At 73.4% G+C, this 14,893-nt stretch carries 16 protein-coding genes; 5 read left to right on the plus strand and 11 right to left on the minus strand.

Annotated elements, in window-relative coordinates:
- Positions 1-14: 14 nt before the first annotated feature.
- From AB0910_RS21250 to AB0910_RS21265, 4 genes are read right to left on the minus strand one after another with little or no spacing between them, the layout of a single operon-like run.
- Entirely contained in the window at positions 15-551 is a 537-nt protein-coding gene (locus AB0910_RS21250) for a 3-phenylpropionate/cinnamic acid dioxygenase subunit beta (protein WP_366746160.1), read from the minus strand.
- Positions 541-1,968: an aromatic ring-hydroxylating dioxygenase subunit alpha gene (locus AB0910_RS21255; protein WP_366746161.1), complete on the minus strand. Its 1,428-nt coding sequence runs from the start codon at positions 1,966-1,968 to the stop codon at positions 541-543. Before AB0910_RS21255 ends, AB0910_RS21250 begins: the two co-directional genes overlap by 11 nt.
- Entirely contained in the window at positions 1,965-3,302 is a 1,338-nt protein-coding gene (locus AB0910_RS21260) for an FAD/NAD(P)-binding oxidoreductase (RefSeq protein ID WP_366746162.1), read from the minus strand. Before AB0910_RS21260 ends, AB0910_RS21255 begins: the two co-directional genes overlap by 4 nt.
- A complete protein-coding gene (locus AB0910_RS21265; RefSeq protein WP_366746163.1) occupies positions 3,292-3,519 on the minus strand; it encodes a ferredoxin in 228 nt (75 codons plus the stop codon). The genes AB0910_RS21260 and AB0910_RS21265 overlap by 11 nt, the downstream gene beginning before the upstream one ends.
- 172 nt (positions 3,520-3,691) lie before the next feature.
- Here AB0910_RS21265 and AB0910_RS21270 point away from each other — a divergent pair, with 172 nt between their 5' ends.
- From AB0910_RS21270 to AB0910_RS21280, 3 genes are all read left to right on the plus strand, one after another.
- The gene (locus AB0910_RS21270; protein ID WP_366746164.1) at positions 3,692-4,432 is read left to right on the plus strand and encodes a FadR/GntR family transcriptional regulator; all 741 of its coding nucleotides are present in this window, start codon (positions 3,692-3,694) and stop codon (positions 4,430-4,432) included.
- 220 nt (positions 4,433-4,652) lie between these two features.
- Positions 4,653-5,597 carry an NAD(P)-dependent oxidoreductase gene (locus tag AB0910_RS21275; RefSeq protein WP_366746165.1) on the plus strand — a complete coding sequence of 315 codons (945 nt, stop codon included), beginning with the start codon at positions 4,653-4,655 and terminating at the stop codon, positions 5,595-5,597.
- Entirely contained in the window at positions 5,594-6,901 is a 1,308-nt protein-coding gene (locus AB0910_RS21280; RefSeq protein WP_366746166.1) for an MFS transporter, read from the plus strand. Before AB0910_RS21275 ends, AB0910_RS21280 begins: the two co-directional genes overlap by 4 nt.
- Positions 6,902-7,116: 215 nt before the next feature.
- Here AB0910_RS21280 and AB0910_RS21285 read toward each other — a convergent pair whose 3' ends face one another.
- The 4 genes from AB0910_RS21285 to AB0910_RS21300 form a co-directional block, all read right to left on the minus strand.
- Positions 7,117-7,338: a type A2 lantipeptide gene (locus AB0910_RS21285; RefSeq protein ID WP_366746167.1), complete on the minus strand. Its 222-nt coding sequence runs from the start codon at positions 7,336-7,338 to the stop codon at positions 7,117-7,119.
- A gap of 450 nt (positions 7,339-7,788) precedes the next feature.
- On the minus strand, positions 7,789-8,433 hold the full coding sequence (locus AB0910_RS21290; protein ID WP_366746168.1) for a response regulator transcription factor: 645 nt from the start codon (positions 8,431-8,433) through the stop codon (positions 7,789-7,791).
- Complete coding sequence (locus AB0910_RS21295) at positions 8,430-9,713, minus strand: histidine kinase (protein ID WP_366746169.1); 1,284 nt, start codon at positions 9,711-9,713, stop codon at positions 8,430-8,432. The genes AB0910_RS21290 and AB0910_RS21295 overlap by 4 nt, the downstream gene beginning before the upstream one ends.
- Before the next feature lie 76 nt (positions 9,714-9,789).
- The gene (locus AB0910_RS21300; protein WP_366746170.1) at positions 9,790-10,161 is read right to left on the minus strand and encodes a DUF805 domain-containing protein; all 372 of its coding nucleotides are present in this window, start codon (positions 10,159-10,161) and stop codon (positions 9,790-9,792) included.
- 334 nt (positions 10,162-10,495) lie between these two features.
- On the opposite strand from AB0910_RS21300, the gene AB0910_RS21305 reads away from it, so the two are divergent.
- Entirely contained in the window at positions 10,496-10,840 is a 345-nt protein-coding gene (locus tag AB0910_RS21305) for a VOC family protein (RefSeq protein WP_366746171.1), read from the plus strand.
- Positions 10,841-10,897: 57 nt separating this feature from the next.
- On the opposite strand, the gene AB0910_RS21310 is transcribed toward AB0910_RS21305, so the two are convergent.
- From AB0910_RS21310 to AB0910_RS21320, 3 genes are all read right to left on the minus strand, one after another.
- Entirely contained in the window at positions 10,898-12,304 is a 1,407-nt protein-coding gene (locus AB0910_RS21310) for a hypothetical protein (RefSeq protein WP_366746172.1), read from the minus strand.
- A gap of 249 nt (positions 12,305-12,553) precedes the next feature.
- Positions 12,554-13,462, minus strand: a complete 909-nt coding sequence (locus tag AB0910_RS21315; RefSeq protein WP_366746173.1) for a PDR/VanB family oxidoreductase — start codon at positions 13,460-13,462, stop codon at positions 12,554-12,556.
- A gap of 10 nt (positions 13,463-13,472) precedes the next feature.
- Complete coding sequence (locus tag AB0910_RS21320) at positions 13,473-14,102, minus strand: MSMEG_1061 family FMN-dependent PPOX-type flavoprotein (RefSeq protein ID WP_366746174.1); 630 nt, start codon at positions 14,100-14,102, stop codon at positions 13,473-13,475.
- A gap of 139 nt (positions 14,103-14,241) precedes the next feature.
- Between AB0910_RS21320 and AB0910_RS21325 the strand changes: the two genes are divergently transcribed.
- On the plus strand, positions 14,242-14,862 hold the full coding sequence (locus AB0910_RS21325) for a TetR/AcrR family transcriptional regulator (protein ID WP_366746175.1): 621 nt from the start codon (positions 14,242-14,244) through the stop codon (positions 14,860-14,862).
- Positions 14,863-14,893 lie beyond the last annotated feature (31 nt).

Consider the following 14,893-nt stretch of genomic DNA (forward strand, 5'->3'; position numbering starts at 1 on the left):
GGCCCGTGAGCCCGTCAGACGAAGACCGAGAGGTTCTTCGCCGTCAGCACCGACTGGTCGATCAGCAGTCTGCGCTCCACGACCTGCCAGCCGCCCGCGCCGGTCCTGCGCAGCCGGTCGCGCCGGCGCCCGACCAGGAAGTCGGTCTCGTCGGCGACCCTGTTGCGGTAGACGAGGAAGCGGCAGCTGACGTCGACCTCGGGCAGCACGTCGGTGGCGAGGCGCACGTTGGTCACGAGGTGCGACACCCGGGACACCGGCTCCTCCGCCCAGTGCTTTCCGGTCGCGAGCTGCGCCACGCGCAGCCGCACGGTCTCCTTGTCCTCGTCGAACCAGCACACCTCGGAGCCGTCGCGCGTGTTCTCGCGCCGCTCGACGTCGTCGTACGGGACGTTCATGCGCAGCGGCACGGCGTACCGGAAGTCGTCGGCGAGCAGGTCGAGCCACTCCTCGTACCTGCGCTCGTCGAGCAGGTCGGCCTCAAGGGTGAGGAAGTCGGTGACCTCGGCGGTGAGCAGCACGCGTTCCAGGGACCTCCCGTCAACGGACATCGCCCGCCTCCCCGGGTGCGGTGGTGGCGCGGTCGTCGGTTTCGGCGAGCTCCGCGAGCTCCCGCCACGGCAGGTTGTCCACGAACTCGGCCCAACGCCGGTAAAAGGCACGCGCGTTGACCTCGCCCGCGATGGCGTGGTGTGAGTGCACGGCGCGTTCGAGGCGGCTCGGCCTCTCCTCTCCCAGTCCTTGCTGGTAGTTGTACGGGTAGCGGCGGGCCACCACACCGCTGCTCGCGCTGGTGGCGTAGTCCCAGTTCTCCATGTCGTCCTGCTCGGTCATCCCGGCGGGCCCGCTGTAGCGCATGTAGTAGCGGCGCAGCCAGTCCCGCACGTGGTCGGGCGCGTCCTTGTCCACGAGGAACCACCGCCAGACCTCGGTCTCGGTGGCACTGAGCGGGTGGGCGACCAGGACGGAGCGCGGGAAGCCCGCGGCGAAGGACATGTTGGGGAAGAGGGTGGCCGGCCCGCGGCCGCCGAGCTGCCTGCCCTGCGCCCGCAGCCTGGCCTTCCGCGTCTCCCAGGCGCGCACGAAGTACGCGTGCAGCTCGGGCTCCTCGAACTCCGGGTAGGCGATCTCGTAGCCGAGGTTGTCGGATGCTCCGTGGCCCGTCCTGAACGAGGTCTTCATGCGGCCCTTGGAGAAGCCGCCCTCGTTCTGGCGTTCGCCGTGCCTGCGCTTGCCGCGCCCTCCAGGACCGATGCCGACGGCCTCGACGGAGGCGTGGGTGGAGGCTCCGTGGTAGGTGTCGCCGAGGAAGTTCTCCGAGACGAACTTCCAGTTGGACTTGATCCGCCACTTCAGCACGCCCCGGTAGACCTCGGTGCCGGCCTCGGTGCCGTCGAAGGCGTCGGCGAGGTTGTCGAGCCACCAGTGGAAGTCGCCGACGTACTCGTCGAAGGAGACGGCGTCCGGGTCCCAGTTGGCGAAGATGAGACCCTTGTAGTCGCGCACGTGCGGGCAGTGCACGAGGCCCCACTGCTCCTTGCGGAGCTTGTTGCTGTAGGCGGCCTTCATCTGCGGCACGCCGTGCAGGTCGCCCGGCGTCGAGACGAGCGAGCCGTCGATCGAGTACGACCAGGCGTGGTAGGGGCAGGTGAACTGCATGGTGTTGCCCTCGTCGTAGCGGCACACCCGCATGCCGCGGTGGCGGCAGGAGTTGAGCAGGACATGGAGCCCGCCCTTGTCGTCCCGGGTGAGCAGGACCGGGTCGGAACCCATCCACGAGGAGAAGTAGTCGCCCGGCTCGGGCACCTGGGTGGCGTGGCCGACGAACAGCCAGGCACGGGGGAAGAGGTGTTCCAACTCCCTGCGGTGGATCTCCTCGTTGATGAAGATCTCGCGGCTGATCTCGCCGTTCGCGGTGTCGACCAGGTCGCCGACCCGGCCGAAGTCCTCGGGGAAGACGGTACTCAACGGTGCCCCTCCTCGGTTGCGGCCGACGCGGGGCCGCCCGCGCGGGCCTGGGCGGATGCGTACAGCGCCGTACGGTCGGCCGGCAGCGGCGTCACCGAAGCGGCGAGGCGCGCGAGTTCGCCGCGGAACGCCTCGGCCGTATCGGCGGCGCGCCATGCCCGGCGTGCGGCGAGGCAGGCGCGCGGCCAGCCGAACGAGACCGCGGCGCGGAAGGATCCGTCCCGCTCGTAGACGGCGATGTCGCGGTCGCCCGCGCGGGTGGCGCAGCGCAGCACCTCGACGCGGTCGCCGGGGGAGACGGAGCCGACCATCTGCACCCTGACGCCGTGCTGGTCGGACCAGAAGTACGGGGCCGTGTCGTGGTGGGGGCGCGGCCCGCCGTCCCCGGTACGCAGCAGGTCGCGGGCGACCAGCTCGGCCTGCTCGGTCGCGTTGGTCCAGTGCTCGGCCCGCCGGTGCGCCCCGGTGCGCCTGTCGTACCAGCGGGCCACGTCGCCCACGGCGTACGTGCGGCCATGGCCCACGACCGCGCAGTGCTCGTCGGTGACGACGCCGTCGACGAGCTGCACGCCCGAGCCGTCGAGCCACGCGGTGTCGGGGACGCAGCCGATGCCGGCGACCACGGTGCCCGCCTCGTGGGCGGTGCCGTCGGCCAGGGTGACGCGCACGTCGCCCTGCGCACCCTCGACGCGCGCGACGGCGGAGCCCGTGCGCACCCGTACGCCGTTGCGCTCGTGCAGGTCCGCGAGCAGCGCGCCGACGCGCGGGCCGAGCACCCGGGCGAACGGGGCCGCGTCGGCCTCCACCAGGGTGACAGGGCAGCCGACCGCGGCCGCAGAAGCGGCCACCTCGGCGCCCACGAAGCCGCCGCCCACGACCACCACGGGCTCGCGGGCCGCGAACCGCTCGCGCAGCGCGGCGCTGTCGCCCGCCTCGCGCACGGTGTGCACGAGGCGGCCCGCGGCCCCCGGCAGGGTGCGGGGGCGCACTCCCGTCGCGATCACCAGCGCGTCGTAGGGCAGCTCGTCGCCGTCGGACAGGGCGAGCACCCGGCGGCCGGTGTCGAGCGCGGTGGCCCGTGTGGCGGAGCGCAGCGTGAACGCCCCGGCGTCCTCCGGTCTGAGCAGGCCGATGTCGTCGCGGTCGCGCGTGCCGGTCAACAGCTCCTTGGACAGGGGCGGCTTGTCGTACGGGTCCCCCGACTCGGCGCCCACGACGGTCAGTTCGCCGGTGAAGCCGCAGGAGCGCAGCGCCTGGGCGGTGCGGACGCCGCCCACCGAGGCGCCGACGACGACCACGCGGCCGAGGGCCCAGGGCCCCGAGTCACCCGTCATCGTCGACCAGCCGGATCGCTTCGGCGGGGCAACTGCGGGCGGCCTCCGCCGCGTCGGCCTGCTCCCCGGCGGACACGTCGTCACGCAGGACGACCACGAGACCGTCGTCGTCGAGGTCGAAGTGGTCCGCGTCGGCCATGACGCAGTTGCCGTAGCCCTGACACCTGCCCACATCCACCGTGATGCGCAAGAGGACGACCTCCTCGTTTCCCGGCATCGGTTCAATGGTTCAGTGGTTGAACCGCAGTGCACCTTAGGAACGCTCGTCCGGGGTGTCAACGGTTCGCGCACGGACCGGTGGCGGACCGGCCGACGGGCCGAGGGGGTTGGCGCGCCCCGGGCGCGTACTGCCGCATAGGCTGTGGCCAGGAGCCGACGAAGGAGGGGCCGTGGCCGCCAGACCGAAGGGGCAGCAGGCTCAGGGCCCCGCGACGGCGGCGATCGACGCCTTCCGGCCGGTGCCGGGCACGGGCAGGACCTCGACGAGGATCGTCCAGCAGATCCGTGCGCTGATCCGCAGCGGCGAACTGCCCGTCGGCGCGCGCCTTCCGGCGGAGCGCGACCTGTGCGACCGGCTGAGCGTGAGCCGGCTGACCCTGCGCGAGGCGCTGCGCGCGCTGGAGGTCAACGGCCTGGTCGAGGTGCGGACAGGGGCCTACGGCGGCGCCTTCGTCACGGCCCCCACGGCGGACCGCGCCGGCGCCGGCATCACCGACCTGCTCAGCACGTCGGGGCTGTCCGCCGCGCAGGTCACCGAGGCCCGCATCGCCTTCGAACTCGGCATCGTCCCGCTCGTGTGCGCCCGCGCCACCCAGGACGACCTGGACGAGCTGCGGCGCCTGTGCGACGAGGCCGAGGAGGCCCGGCACCTCGGCAGCTACAGCGTGGAGATGTCCTTCGGATTCCACCTCCGGGTGGCGGGCGCGACCCACAACCCGGCGGTCGGGATGCTGATGGAGTCCTTCCGCGAGGCGATCCTGATGTCCATGCGCGAGGCCCACCACGAGGGCACCCAGGGCGTCGCGGAGCACCGCGCGTACGTCGACGCGGTCGAGCGGCGCGACCAGCGGCTCGTGCGCCGGGTACTCGCCGACCACCTCCAGCGGACGGCCGACGCCGTCTCCGACTGAGGGCCCGGCACCGGGGCGCGCGCGGTGGCGCGGTGACACCGCCGCCGAGGAAAAGGCGTCTCGCGCTTATTGACGGCCCGGAAGGCCCGGTGGCACGGTGGCCGACCGGAAGAAGAAAATTCTTCAGAGCAGAAGAGTGTGTGGGTCGACCCGCTCCCCGCGCGCGAACTGCACGGTCATGAAGTGATCCCTCAGTCGTCGCGCAGAAGGGACTCCCCCGATGCAGTCCACGGCACCGTCATCCTCACCCGGCCGTTCCCCCTCGCCCGCCCCGCGGCCCGCCCGGGTCGGCGTGGTCGGCGCGGGCCCCATGGGCACCGCCCTCATCACCCACCTCGTCCGCGCCGGGTACCGCGTCGACTGCCACGACCTGCGCCCCGACGCCCTGGCGCGGGCCGGGGAAGCGGGCGCGGAGCCCGCGTCCGACGCCGCGGAACTCGCCGCGCGCAGCGGCCTCGTCCTCACCTTCCTGCCGGGCCCCGAGCAGGTGCGCGAGGTCGCGCTCGGCCCTTCCCGCGGGGTGCTCGCGGGGCTGCCGCCCGGCGGCCTGATGCTGGACATGTCGACGTGCGGGCCCGCGACGGCCGAGGAGTTGGGCCCGCGGTTCGCCCGTGCGGGACGGCGCTTCGTGGACTGCCCGGTGAGCAGGAAGGCGCCGGACATGACGGTGCTCGTCGGCGGCGCTCCCGGCGTGCTCGGCCCGGCCGAGGAGGTGCTGCGGGCCGTGTCCCGCACCGTCGTGCACTGCGGGAGGCCGGGCGCGGGGTACGCGGTCAAGCTGCTCAACCAGCACGTCAAGTACGCCTGGTACCTCGCGTCCGTCGAAGCCCTCGCCGTCGCACGGGGTCTCGGGCTCGACCCGGCGGCCGCCGCGGACGCGGTCGGGCAGTGCAGCGGCGGCGAGTCGGGGCTCGGCACGGCCGCCGCGTACTTCAGGGGTGACACCCGGTTCGTGGCCACCCGGGCGCCCGCCACCACCATCGCCAAGGACATGGCGCTGGCGCGCGGGATGGCCCGGCGCACCGGGGTGCCCACCGGGACGCTCGACGCGGCGGCCGACTTCTTCGCCCGGGTGCTGGAGACCCCCTACCGCGACCTGCCCTACCCGGAGAGCAGCGCACTGCTCGAAGACCCGGAGGACACGGCCGAGCGGAGGCCCGTATGACCAGCGTGCAGCGCCCGGTGGGCAGCGCACCGGGCACCGGCAGCCGGGTGCCCGGCAGACGGTGGTGGCTGTTCTCGCCGGCTGTCGTCGTCATCTGGATCGTCGGGATGCTCGACAAGACGGGCGTCGGCATCATCGTGGCCGACGACCGGTTCCTCTCGGACATGCACCTCGCGGGAAGACACGGTCTGATCGGCCTGCTCACCACGGTGACCCTGCTGTTCTACGGGGCGTCGATGCCGGTGTGGGGCCTGCTGATCGACCGGTTCGGGCCGCGCAGGTGCGCCCTGGTCGGCATGGTGTTCTGGGGCCTGGCCACGCTGGCGGCCGGGCTGTCCACCGATGTGGCGCTGCTCCTTGTCGCGCGGGCCGCGCTCGGGGTCGCCGAGGGCTTCCTGTGGCCCATGTCCAATGCCCTGACGGCCCGTTGGTTCCCGCACTCCGAGCGCAGCAGAGCCAAGGCCGTGTGGATCGGGGGCATCAACGCGGGTTTCGCGCTGTCCGGCTTCGTGGTGACCGGTGCGATCGCGGTGAGCTCGTGGCGCGGCGCGTTCCTCCTGCTGACGCTCCTCGCGCTCGTGGTGTGCGTGCCCGTGGCGTGGTTCCTGCTGCACGACGACCCGGCGCACGAGCCCCGACTCAGCCCGCAGGAGCGCGCGTTCATCATCCGGGGCGGCGGCGGGGCAAACGCGGAGGCCGACGTCCCCTGCGGCGCCGCGCCGGGGCGGGCCGCCCGCAGCGAACTGCGGCTGTGGCCCTTCTGGGTGAGCGCCGGCGTATGGATCACCAACAACATCGGTGTGTACGGCCTCGCCAGCTGGTTCCCCACCTACCTCAAGGACGAGCAGCACCTCGCATCCGGCAGTGCGAGCGCCTGCATCGCGCTGGCCTTCGCGCTGTGCATCGCCGCGGGCCCCGTGGTGGGCCTCGGGATGGACAGGACGGGCCGCAAGGCGGTCTGGACGCTCGGCGGGTTCGTCACCGCGGCGCTGTGCCTGGTGGTGGCGAGCACGGTCACCGTCCTGCCGGTGCAGCTGTGCGCGGTGATCGTGGCCATTATCGGCATCGAGGGGTTCACCACCCTCGCGGCGCAGGGCGTGCTCCACAACATCGCCCCCGCGCGCTCGATGGGCAGGGCGGCGGGGCTGATGATCGGCATCGGCAACTTCGTCGGAGCCTTCGGCTCCACCGTCATGGGCTTCCTCGTGGACGAGGGCGGCTTCGACAGCGCGTTCGCCTTCCTGATCGCCGCGTTCGCGGTCGGCGGCGGCGCGAGCCTGGTGCTCCACCGCGCCCACTACTGACGGCGGCACAGGTCCCCGCGCGAAGGCCGCGGGGCCGCGCGGCGCGCGCCCCGCCCGGAGAACCGCCGGGCAGGCTCTGGGCGGACCACCGCACGCGGGCCGCGCGCCGCACCGTCGCCGGCTCCCGCACAACTCCCCCGCCGCGGCCCCCCGTTGCACGGGCACGGCCCCGGTAGAGACCGGGCCGTGCCACGCGCTCCACGGAACGGCGCGGGCTAGAACAGCCCGGAGACCGCGCTGGTGTCGACGACGACCGGTGCCGTTATGACACCGGAGGTGTTGACGAGCGGGCCGGCCACCGAGGCCACGCCGCTGACGGTGGCGACGACGCCCTGGACGGTGTCGCCGAGGCTCAGACCGCCGAGGCCGCCGGACACCTGGTCCAGGTCGGCGTCGGAGATCTCCTGGGTACGAAGCTGTGACGTCGATTCCGCCATGGCTCCTCCTTCGTGTGAAGAATCGGATGGTTTTATGGTGCTCCCACGAGAAGGAGACCCATTTTCCGAAAGGGAATTCCGGGCCCGCCCATGGAAAACCGTCGGGCCACGTCCCCCACCGGTCAGCCGACATCACTTTCCGACAGGCGGCGCTACCTCTCGATCGCGGCCATACAAGCACGTCCAGGCCCCAGGAACCACTCGCGGGAACCCTTTTTCCGCACGGGAGGCCACGGGGTGTGACGGAGTCCGAAATCCGCTCTGCTTTCGGCTCGCGCATGTCCGGAATTCCTCATCCTCAGGGCGGAGAAGGCAGCCGGAAGAATTCCCGCGGGTCCTCGGGCGTCATGCCCGTGGAGGAGTGGAAAGACGCCCGCGGTGACATGCCTCACACCGCAGCGCACGGTCGGTCACCGGTGCGCACGGCGGCGCGTCCCGTCGCTGCCGCGCTCAGTCGACGAGGCCGGACTCCCAGGCCCAGATGGCGAGTTCCGTCCTGTTGCGCAGCCCGCGGCGGCTCCTGGCCTCGGTGAGCACGGCCTTCACGCTGGACAGGGAGAGGCCGAGGGCGTCGGCGATCTCCGCGTTCGTCAGGCCGCGCGCCACGGCACGTACGACGGCCGCCTCCCGTTCCGGGAGGTCGGGCGGGCCCGCGGGCGCACGGCGCCTCGGGTGCCCCGCCGCCGACCGCAGCAGCCGCGCGGCCACGGACGGGGAGATCAGGGCGCCGTCGCCGGCCGCCGTGCGCACGGCGTCGACGAGGAACTGCGGCTCGGCGTCCTTGAGGACGATCCCGCTCGCCCCCGCGCCGATCGCGGCGTACACCGTCTCGTCGTCGTCGAACGTGGTGACGATGACGACCCGCGTCGGCGGCTCGTCCTGCGCGAGCAGCTCCGTCACGCGCAGGCCGTCCATCACGGGCATCCTGATGTCCACGAGCGCCACGTCGGGACGGAGTTCCCTGGCGAGCCGCACGGCCTCCTCGCCGTTGGCCGCCTCGCCCACGACGTCGATGTCGCTCTCCCGGGAGAGGATCATGCGGAAGCCTGCGCACACCATCGCCTGGTCGTCGGCGATGATGATCCTCAGTGTCATGGTCGGCCTCTCGGTCCGGTCGGGAACAGCGGCCCCTCGCGGGGCGGTGCCAGCGGGATGCGGACCTCCACCCGCCATCGGCCGCCGTCGCGCGGCCCTGCCGTGCAGCTCCCGCCGAATGCCGCCACCCGCTCCGCCATGCCGGAGAGCCCGTGTCCCGTGTGCCCGAAATCCCCGCCGCGACCCGGCCCCCGCGCACCGTCGTCGGCCACAGCGCCGTCGGCCACAGCCTCGTCGGCCACACCGTCGTTGGCGATGTCGAGCCGCAGGACCGCGCGGCCGCGGGAGCGGACCACGCGGGCGGTGAGGGTCACCTCCGTGGCGCCGGGTGCGTGCCGCCGCACGTTGGTGAGCGCCTCCACGGTGACGCGCCGGACCACGGCGGCGACGGGCCTGGTCTCCTCGGGCCCCGCGTCCAGGTCCTGGTCGAGCAGGAGGCGGGCGCGCGGCTCGGTGCGCGCGGGCGCCGCCACGGCGTCGCGCAGGGTGCCGGGCGCGGGCTCCGTCTTGAGCAGGCCCACCAACTGCCGCATGGCGCGCAGGGCCTCGGCGCCCGCCCCCTCGATCTGCGCGTACCCGGAGACGTCGGGCTTCGACTGCCCCTCGTCGGCCCCCGCGTCCCGCGCGGAGAGCCGGGCGGCCTTGGCGAGCACGACGATGCCCGTCACATGGTGGGCGACGACGTCGTGCAGGTCGCGGGCGAGCGCTGCGCGCTGCGCCGCCACGGCCCCGGCCAGGTCCGTGTCCCTGCGCCGGTCCGCGTCGCGCAGGAGCAGCCCGATCCCCGCGGCGGCCGCCCAGAGCACCGCGGCGCCCGCTGCCGCCGGCCGCCCCGCGTCCCCGCCGGGATCGGCGAACGCGGCGAGTCCTGCGGCCGTGCCGCACGCGGTGACCAGGGCCGCGCACGGCCCGGCCGGGAGCCTGCGGGCGGCGGCGCCCGCGAACAGCGCGAGCGCGACGACCTCGCACGCGCACGACCGGTGGCCCGAGGCGAAGGACCGGTCGGCGGCTGCCAGGAGGGCGGTGCTCGCGAGGGAGGCGCCCGCGGCCCAGGCCGCGAGGCGCGCGAGCCGCTCGGGGAAGCGCCTGCGCACCAGCGCGAGCAGGCCGATCGCGGGGCCGACCGAGGGCAGCAGCGCGACCAGCGGCTGCCGCCACCCGCCGGTCGGTGGCGCCGTGAGCCGCGTCGTCAGCAGGGCGTCGGCCACGGCAGCCAGCACGAGGGCGCCGATCTCGGCGGCCAGCGGGCCCTGGCGTGCGAGACCTCTCGACGTGTCCATGCGTCCCCTTCCCTGCCTGCTGTCTCGCGGCCGGGGCCCGGGGGCGACCGCGAGGCCGTCCCGCGCCCCGAGTGGTTCAGGCCCCGGACGGTACGGCGCGGGCGGGCACGGGGACGGGGCGGGGGCCGAAGCGGTTGTCGCCGTGTGTGCCGTCGAGGGCGCACATCACGATCAGCACGACGGCGCCGATGAACGGGATGAGCAGCAGCAGCTGCCACCATCCGCTGCGGTCGGTGTCGTGCAGCCTGCGGGCACACACCGCCAGGCTGGGGACGAGGGTGGCGAGGCCGTACAGCATGGTGAGGTACTGGTGGTGGATCGCCAGGTCGATCAGGCCGAGCACGATCCCCGCGAGCACGTTGAACAGGACGAACATCCAGTACTCCGCGCGGCTCGCCCGGCCGCTGAAGACCGCGTACTTCCCGAGGACCTCGACATACCAGTGCATCGGACGACCTCCGTCATGTCGCCGCACGGCTCTCGCGGACCGCGCGTGCTGTGTTCTGGCCGCCCACCGGCGGCTGGACGATGAGGCCGGTGCCCCCAAGCCCCGTGTGCAAACGGTGACTTGGGGCGCGGGTTCCCTCGCCCGGCGGATCTCATCCTGAGGTGTGCCACCCGTGGACCACACTGGCCTTTCGGCCGGCGCGGCCTCCGCCCGCAGGACGAGGCGGCCCCGGGCACACCGTCCGGGGCGGCGAGGGCCCGGCCCCTGCGGGCCCCCCGGCACGCCGGGATGCCGCGCCCCGGCATACGCGCGGCGTCCCGGCGGTTGCACCTGCATGCCCAACATCACCGGTGTGCTCGCCCGGGTCGTCGTGGACGACCTCGACTCCGCGCTCGTGCTCTACCGCGCCCTGGCGGGCGGCGAGGAGCCGGTGCGCTTTCGCTTCCGGACGGTCGAACTGGCGCGCGTAGGGCCGTTCCTGCTGCTCAGCGGCGACACGGCGGCCTACGGCGACCGGGTGGCGACTCTGCTGGTGCGAGAGCTCGAACCGGTCGTGCGGGAGGTCCTGAGGACCGGGGGCGAGATCGTCGAAGGCCCCTCACCCGCCCCGAACGGGCGGCGGCTCATCGCCCGGCACGCCGACGGCGCCGTCTTCGAGTACATCGAGGACGGCGCCTGACGGGGCCGGACGCCCCGCCCGGGGTGACCGGGGAACTCCCCTGGTCACGGCGGCTCCTCAGCCACCGAAGCGGTCGGTGAGCCAGTGGGCGACATAGGTGAAGGTCTCGGAGACGGTGTCCCCGAACTCGCCCGGGGTGCTCGCGCAGGCCGTGCACGGGGTGAAGCCGTGGGAGGCGCCCTTGACGAAGACCAGGGTCCTGTCCTTCGCGTGCGTGGCGTTGTCGTAGTACATCTCGGACGGCACGAGCCAGTAGTGGCCGGTCATCGACATGATCAGCAGGGGGCTCGCGATGCCCCTGACGTTGGAGACGGTCGCGGTGTTGGTGGAAGACCAGTCGATGCCGCTGATGGAGTCGGCCGTCAGCTTCGGCGCCGGGGCGCGGATCGCCGCGACGGAGAGGAACGAGTCGGCGGTGAAGCCGCCCTTGCTCGCGTCCCAGGCCTCGTTGCCCGCGGGGTCCGCGGTGGGGACCCGCAGCGAGCGCACGACCTGGGGGGCGCCGCCGTCCGGGTGCTGCGGCGAGATCACCGGGTACCTGCCCCTGGTGTGCGCGAGCAGGGAGGTGTCGGCCTCCCACAGGCGCGCGCCGTCCCTGCCGACCGGCATCGGCGTGTCGTCGCTGTACTGGCCCGTGCCCGCGGCGACCCGCGCCCGCAGCTTCTCGGCCTGCGCGACGAGGCCCGCCTCGCGCCGGGCCTGGCCCGTCAGGTAGCGGCCGGTGAAGGCGGCACCGTAGTGCGAAGAGCCGGTGGCCGCGTAGCCGTTGCGCGGGTCGAACATGTCGCGGGACGCGTCACGCACGCGCAGGTCGCGCTCGCTGACCACGGACGCGTCGAGGGCGGTGAGGTCGGAGAAGGCGATGCCGGGGATGGCGTCGAGCAGCACCACGCCGTCAGCGGGCGGCAGATGCGCCAGGTCGTCGCCGCAGGGGTCGAGCCTGGCGGCCGCCTGGCACGCGGCGAGCCCGTTCTGCGCCACGTTCTGGTAGTACGACATGATCGCGCCGCCGCCGCTCCAGCCGACGAGCACGACCTTGTGCACGCCGGGCAGGCCGCGCAGGTAGCTGACGCTCGCCGAGGTGTCGAGGGCGAGCCCGTCCCAGTCGGCAGCCGCCTGGTCCGCGTACTGCGACTTGACGCACAGGACGGTGAAGCCGCGCCGGGCGAGCTGCACGCAGGGGACGCTGCCGATGAAGTCGTCGTTCTCGTGGGTGAGGAAGAGCGCGGTGGACTCGTGCGGGTCGGGCGAGGTGGGCCGGTACAGCGCGCCGATCACCTGCTCCTTGCCGAGCAGTACGGTCGAGGTGGTGTACGGGACGGTCCTTGCGGCGGCCGGGGCACTCGGCACGGCCTGCGCGGACGAGACGAGCAGCGGCGCGACGAGCAGGGCACAGGCGGCGACGGCCGCGAGGACGAACCTGCGCGCTCTGCGCCTGACGTGGCGGGCGTCATGGGCGGTCATGGGGTGCACCTCCGTGGCGTGTGCGGCTCCCGGTGGCGCGGTGGGCTGCCGCGGTCGAAGGGGTCGTGCGGCGGGCGGATCGAGTCTCCTATTGGCCTTATGGTCAGTCAATAGGACGAACACAGCCGCGTACCGGCCCGGCGCCCCGGCACCGCGCGGGGACGTCCCGGCCCGACGCCGCGCAGGGACATGCCGGCCCCCGCCCCGGCCCCGCGCGGAAACGCAGCCCCCGTCCCGAAAGGCGCGGCCTCAGACGTCGAGGACCAGGCGCGGCGACCGGGCGCGCGAGACACAGGGGTAGAGCACGCCGGGCCCGGCGCCGACGTCGTCGCGGTGCTCGGGCTCCCCCTCCAGGACCCTGACCTCGCAGCTGCCGCAGACGCCCTCACGGCAGCCGGACGGCACCGGATGGCCGGTGCGGGTGAGCGCGTCCAGCAGGGACTCGCCCGCCGGCACCTCGAAGGACTGCCCCGACCTCGCGCACACCGCGGTGAACGGCGCATCGGGGGCGAACTCCCGGCGCGCGGGCCGGAAGCGCTCGGTGTGCAGCGCCACCGGGTCGAAGACCGCCTCGGCCGCGGCCAGCATGGCGGCGGGGCCGCAGCAGTAGACGGCACCGCCCGGGCCCAGCGCGGCGGCGAGCGCGGCCAGGTCGGGGCGCGGCTCCCGCCGGGTCTCGACCACGGTGGCCGCGTCCCCGCCCACGGCGCGCACCTCGTCGAGGAACGGCATCGCCGCGCGGGAGCGTCCCGTGTACACGAGGCGCGCGGGGACGCCGGCCGCGACGGCCGCGCGGAGCATCGGCAGGACGGCGGTGATGCCGATGCCGCCCGCGAGGAAGACGTACTCCCGGGCGGGCAGGAGCGGGAAGTTGTTGCGCGGCAGGGAGATGTCGAGCGTGCGGCCGGGCCGCAGGTATCGGTGGATGTAGTCGGAGCCGCCGCGGCTCAGGCGCTCGTGCCGCACGGCGAGGCGGTAGCGGCCGCGGTCCGCGGGGTCGCCGCACAGGGAGTACTGCCGGGTGAGCCAGTTGGGCAGCGGCAGGTCGATGTGGGCCCCGGGCTCCCAGGGCGCGAGCGCGCCGCTGAGAGTGAGGGCGACCACGCCGTCCGCGACGGGCTCGACGCGGTCGAGGACGGCCTGCTGGGTGGTGGGCATGGCGATCCGTTCAGTACAGCGTGCGGTAGGAGGCTTCGAGTGCCTCTCCGAGCACCTCGGGCGGGACGTCGACCTTCAGCTGGGCCGCCGCCATCTCCCCCGCGGAGGGCAGTTCGGCGGCGAGCGCCTGGCTCGCCGGGTCCCACAGCCGGGAGCGCACCAGCGCGCGCCCGCAGTGGAAGTACGCCTCCTCGACCTCGACCACGATCGCCAGCAGCGGCTCGCTCGCCTCGGTCTGCATCCGCGCGAGCACCTCGGGCTCGTCGGTGGGGTACGCCCTGCCGTTGACGCGGAGCGTCTCGCGCACGCCCGGGACGAGGAAGAGGAGGCCGACGCCGTCGTTCTCCGCGAGGTTGCGGAACGAGTCGGCGATCTTGTTGCCCGGCCGGTCGGGGAGGGCGAGCGTGTGCTCGTCGAGCACCTTCACGAACCCCGGGTAGTCGCCGCGGGGCGAGCAGTCCGCGCGCCCCGAGGCGTCGGACGTGGCGAGCGCGGCGAACGGCGAGTGCGCGATGAACATGCGGATCTGGTCGTCCACATGGTCGATGATCTTGTTCGCCACCATCGGGTCGGGCTCGCCGAGCCTGGCGCGTACCTCGTCCGGCGGCAGCCGGCGCGGCCTCAGCGCGGTACGGGACATCGCGTTCTCCTTTCCCTCGGGCTCCCAGGGCAGACCTCCGGCAACGCACAGGAGGTTCTTCCCTGCTCAGACAGCTATTGTGAGCAATAGCTCGCAGATTCGGTACTCGCTTTGCGCGGACCGGGAAGGGACAGGCGCCATGCCGGCACGACAGCCGCTGCACCCGCGCAAACAGCCGAAGCAGGCGCGCGGGGAACTCACCCGGCAGCGCATCCTCACCGCGGCTGCTCAGGTTTTCGCCGAGTACGGCTTCGCCGCGGGGACCACCAACCGCATCGCCGAACGGGCGTGCGTCTCGATCGGGTCGCTGTACCAGTACTACCCGAACAAGGACGCCATCCTGGTCGAGCTCGTCGTACGGCACCTCGACGCCGGGGAGGACGCCCTGCGCCGCGGCCAGGAGCAGACGCTGCCCGACACCCTGGAGGGCGCGATGCGCCTCTTCGTACGGATCGCCGTGGACAACCACCTCGACGACCCCCAACTCCTGCGCGTGATGGCCGAGGAGGCTCCTCGCGCCCCCGAACTTTTGCGCAAGGTAAGGGAGTACGAGGAGGCCAGGGTCGCCTACACCCGCGACCTGCTCACCGGCTACCCCGAAGTGCGCGTCGCCGACCCGGAGATGGCCGCACGCATCGCCGTGAGCACGGTCGAACTCGTCGTGCACAAGGTCATCGCCTTGGGCGAGGCCGTGGACCTGCGCGTCTTCGAGGACGAACTCGTCACCATGCTGACGCGCTACCTCGCGCCCGCGCGGTGACCCGCGTGCGGTGACGCGCGGGGCCACCGCG

This window comes from Streptomyces sp. NPDC047002 (assembly GCF_040704505.1).
In the GTDB taxonomy this organism is placed as follows: Bacteria; Actinomycetota; Actinomycetes; order Streptomycetales; family Streptomycetaceae; genus Streptomyces.

Coding starts and splice junctions, on each gene's coding strand:
- AB0910_RS21305 (WP_366746171.1), top strand. CDS start 10,496: ATGCCCAACATCACCGGTGTGCTCGCCCGGGTCGTCGTGGACGACCTC.
- AB0910_RS21300 (WP_366746170.1), bottom strand. CDS start 10,161: ATGCACTGGTATGTCGAGGTCCTCGGGAAGTACGCGGTCTTCAGCGGC.
- AB0910_RS21295 (WP_366746169.1), bottom strand. CDS start 9,713: ATGGACACGTCGAGAGGTCTCGCACGCCAGGGCCCGCTGGCCGCCGAG.
- AB0910_RS21280 (WP_366746166.1), top strand. CDS start 5,594: ATGACCAGCGTGCAGCGCCCGGTGGGCAGCGCACCGGGCACCGGCAGC.
- AB0910_RS21325 (WP_366746175.1), top strand. CDS start 14,242: ATGCCGGCACGACAGCCGCTGCACCCGCGCAAACAGCCGAAGCAGGCG.
- AB0910_RS21315 (WP_366746173.1), bottom strand. CDS start 13,462: ATGCCCACCACCCAGCAGGCCGTCCTCGACCGCGTCGAGCCCGTCGCG.
- AB0910_RS21285 (WP_366746167.1), bottom strand. CDS start 7,338: ATGGCGGAATCGACGTCACAGCTTCGTACCCAGGAGATCTCCGACGCC.
- AB0910_RS21290 (WP_366746168.1), bottom strand. CDS start 8,433: ATGACACTGAGGATCATCATCGCCGACGACCAGGCGATGGTGTGCGCA.
- AB0910_RS21250 (WP_366746160.1), bottom strand. CDS start 551: ATGTCCGTTGACGGGAGGTCCCTGGAACGCGTGCTGCTCACCGCCGAG.
- AB0910_RS21310 (WP_366746172.1), bottom strand. CDS start 12,304: ATGACCGCCCATGACGCCCGCCACGTCAGGCGCAGAGCGCGCAGGTTC.
- AB0910_RS21275 (WP_366746165.1), top strand. CDS start 4,653: ATGCAGTCCACGGCACCGTCATCCTCACCCGGCCGTTCCCCCTCGCCC.
- AB0910_RS21320 (WP_366746174.1), bottom strand. CDS start 14,102: ATGTCCCGTACCGCGCTGAGGCCGCGCCGGCTGCCGCCGGACGAGGTA.
- AB0910_RS21265 (WP_366746163.1), bottom strand. CDS start 3,519: ATGCCGGGAAACGAGGAGGTCGTCCTCTTGCGCATCACGGTGGATGTG.
- AB0910_RS21260 (WP_366746162.1), bottom strand. CDS start 3,302: ATGACGGGTGACTCGGGGCCCTGGGCCCTCGGCCGCGTGGTCGTCGTC.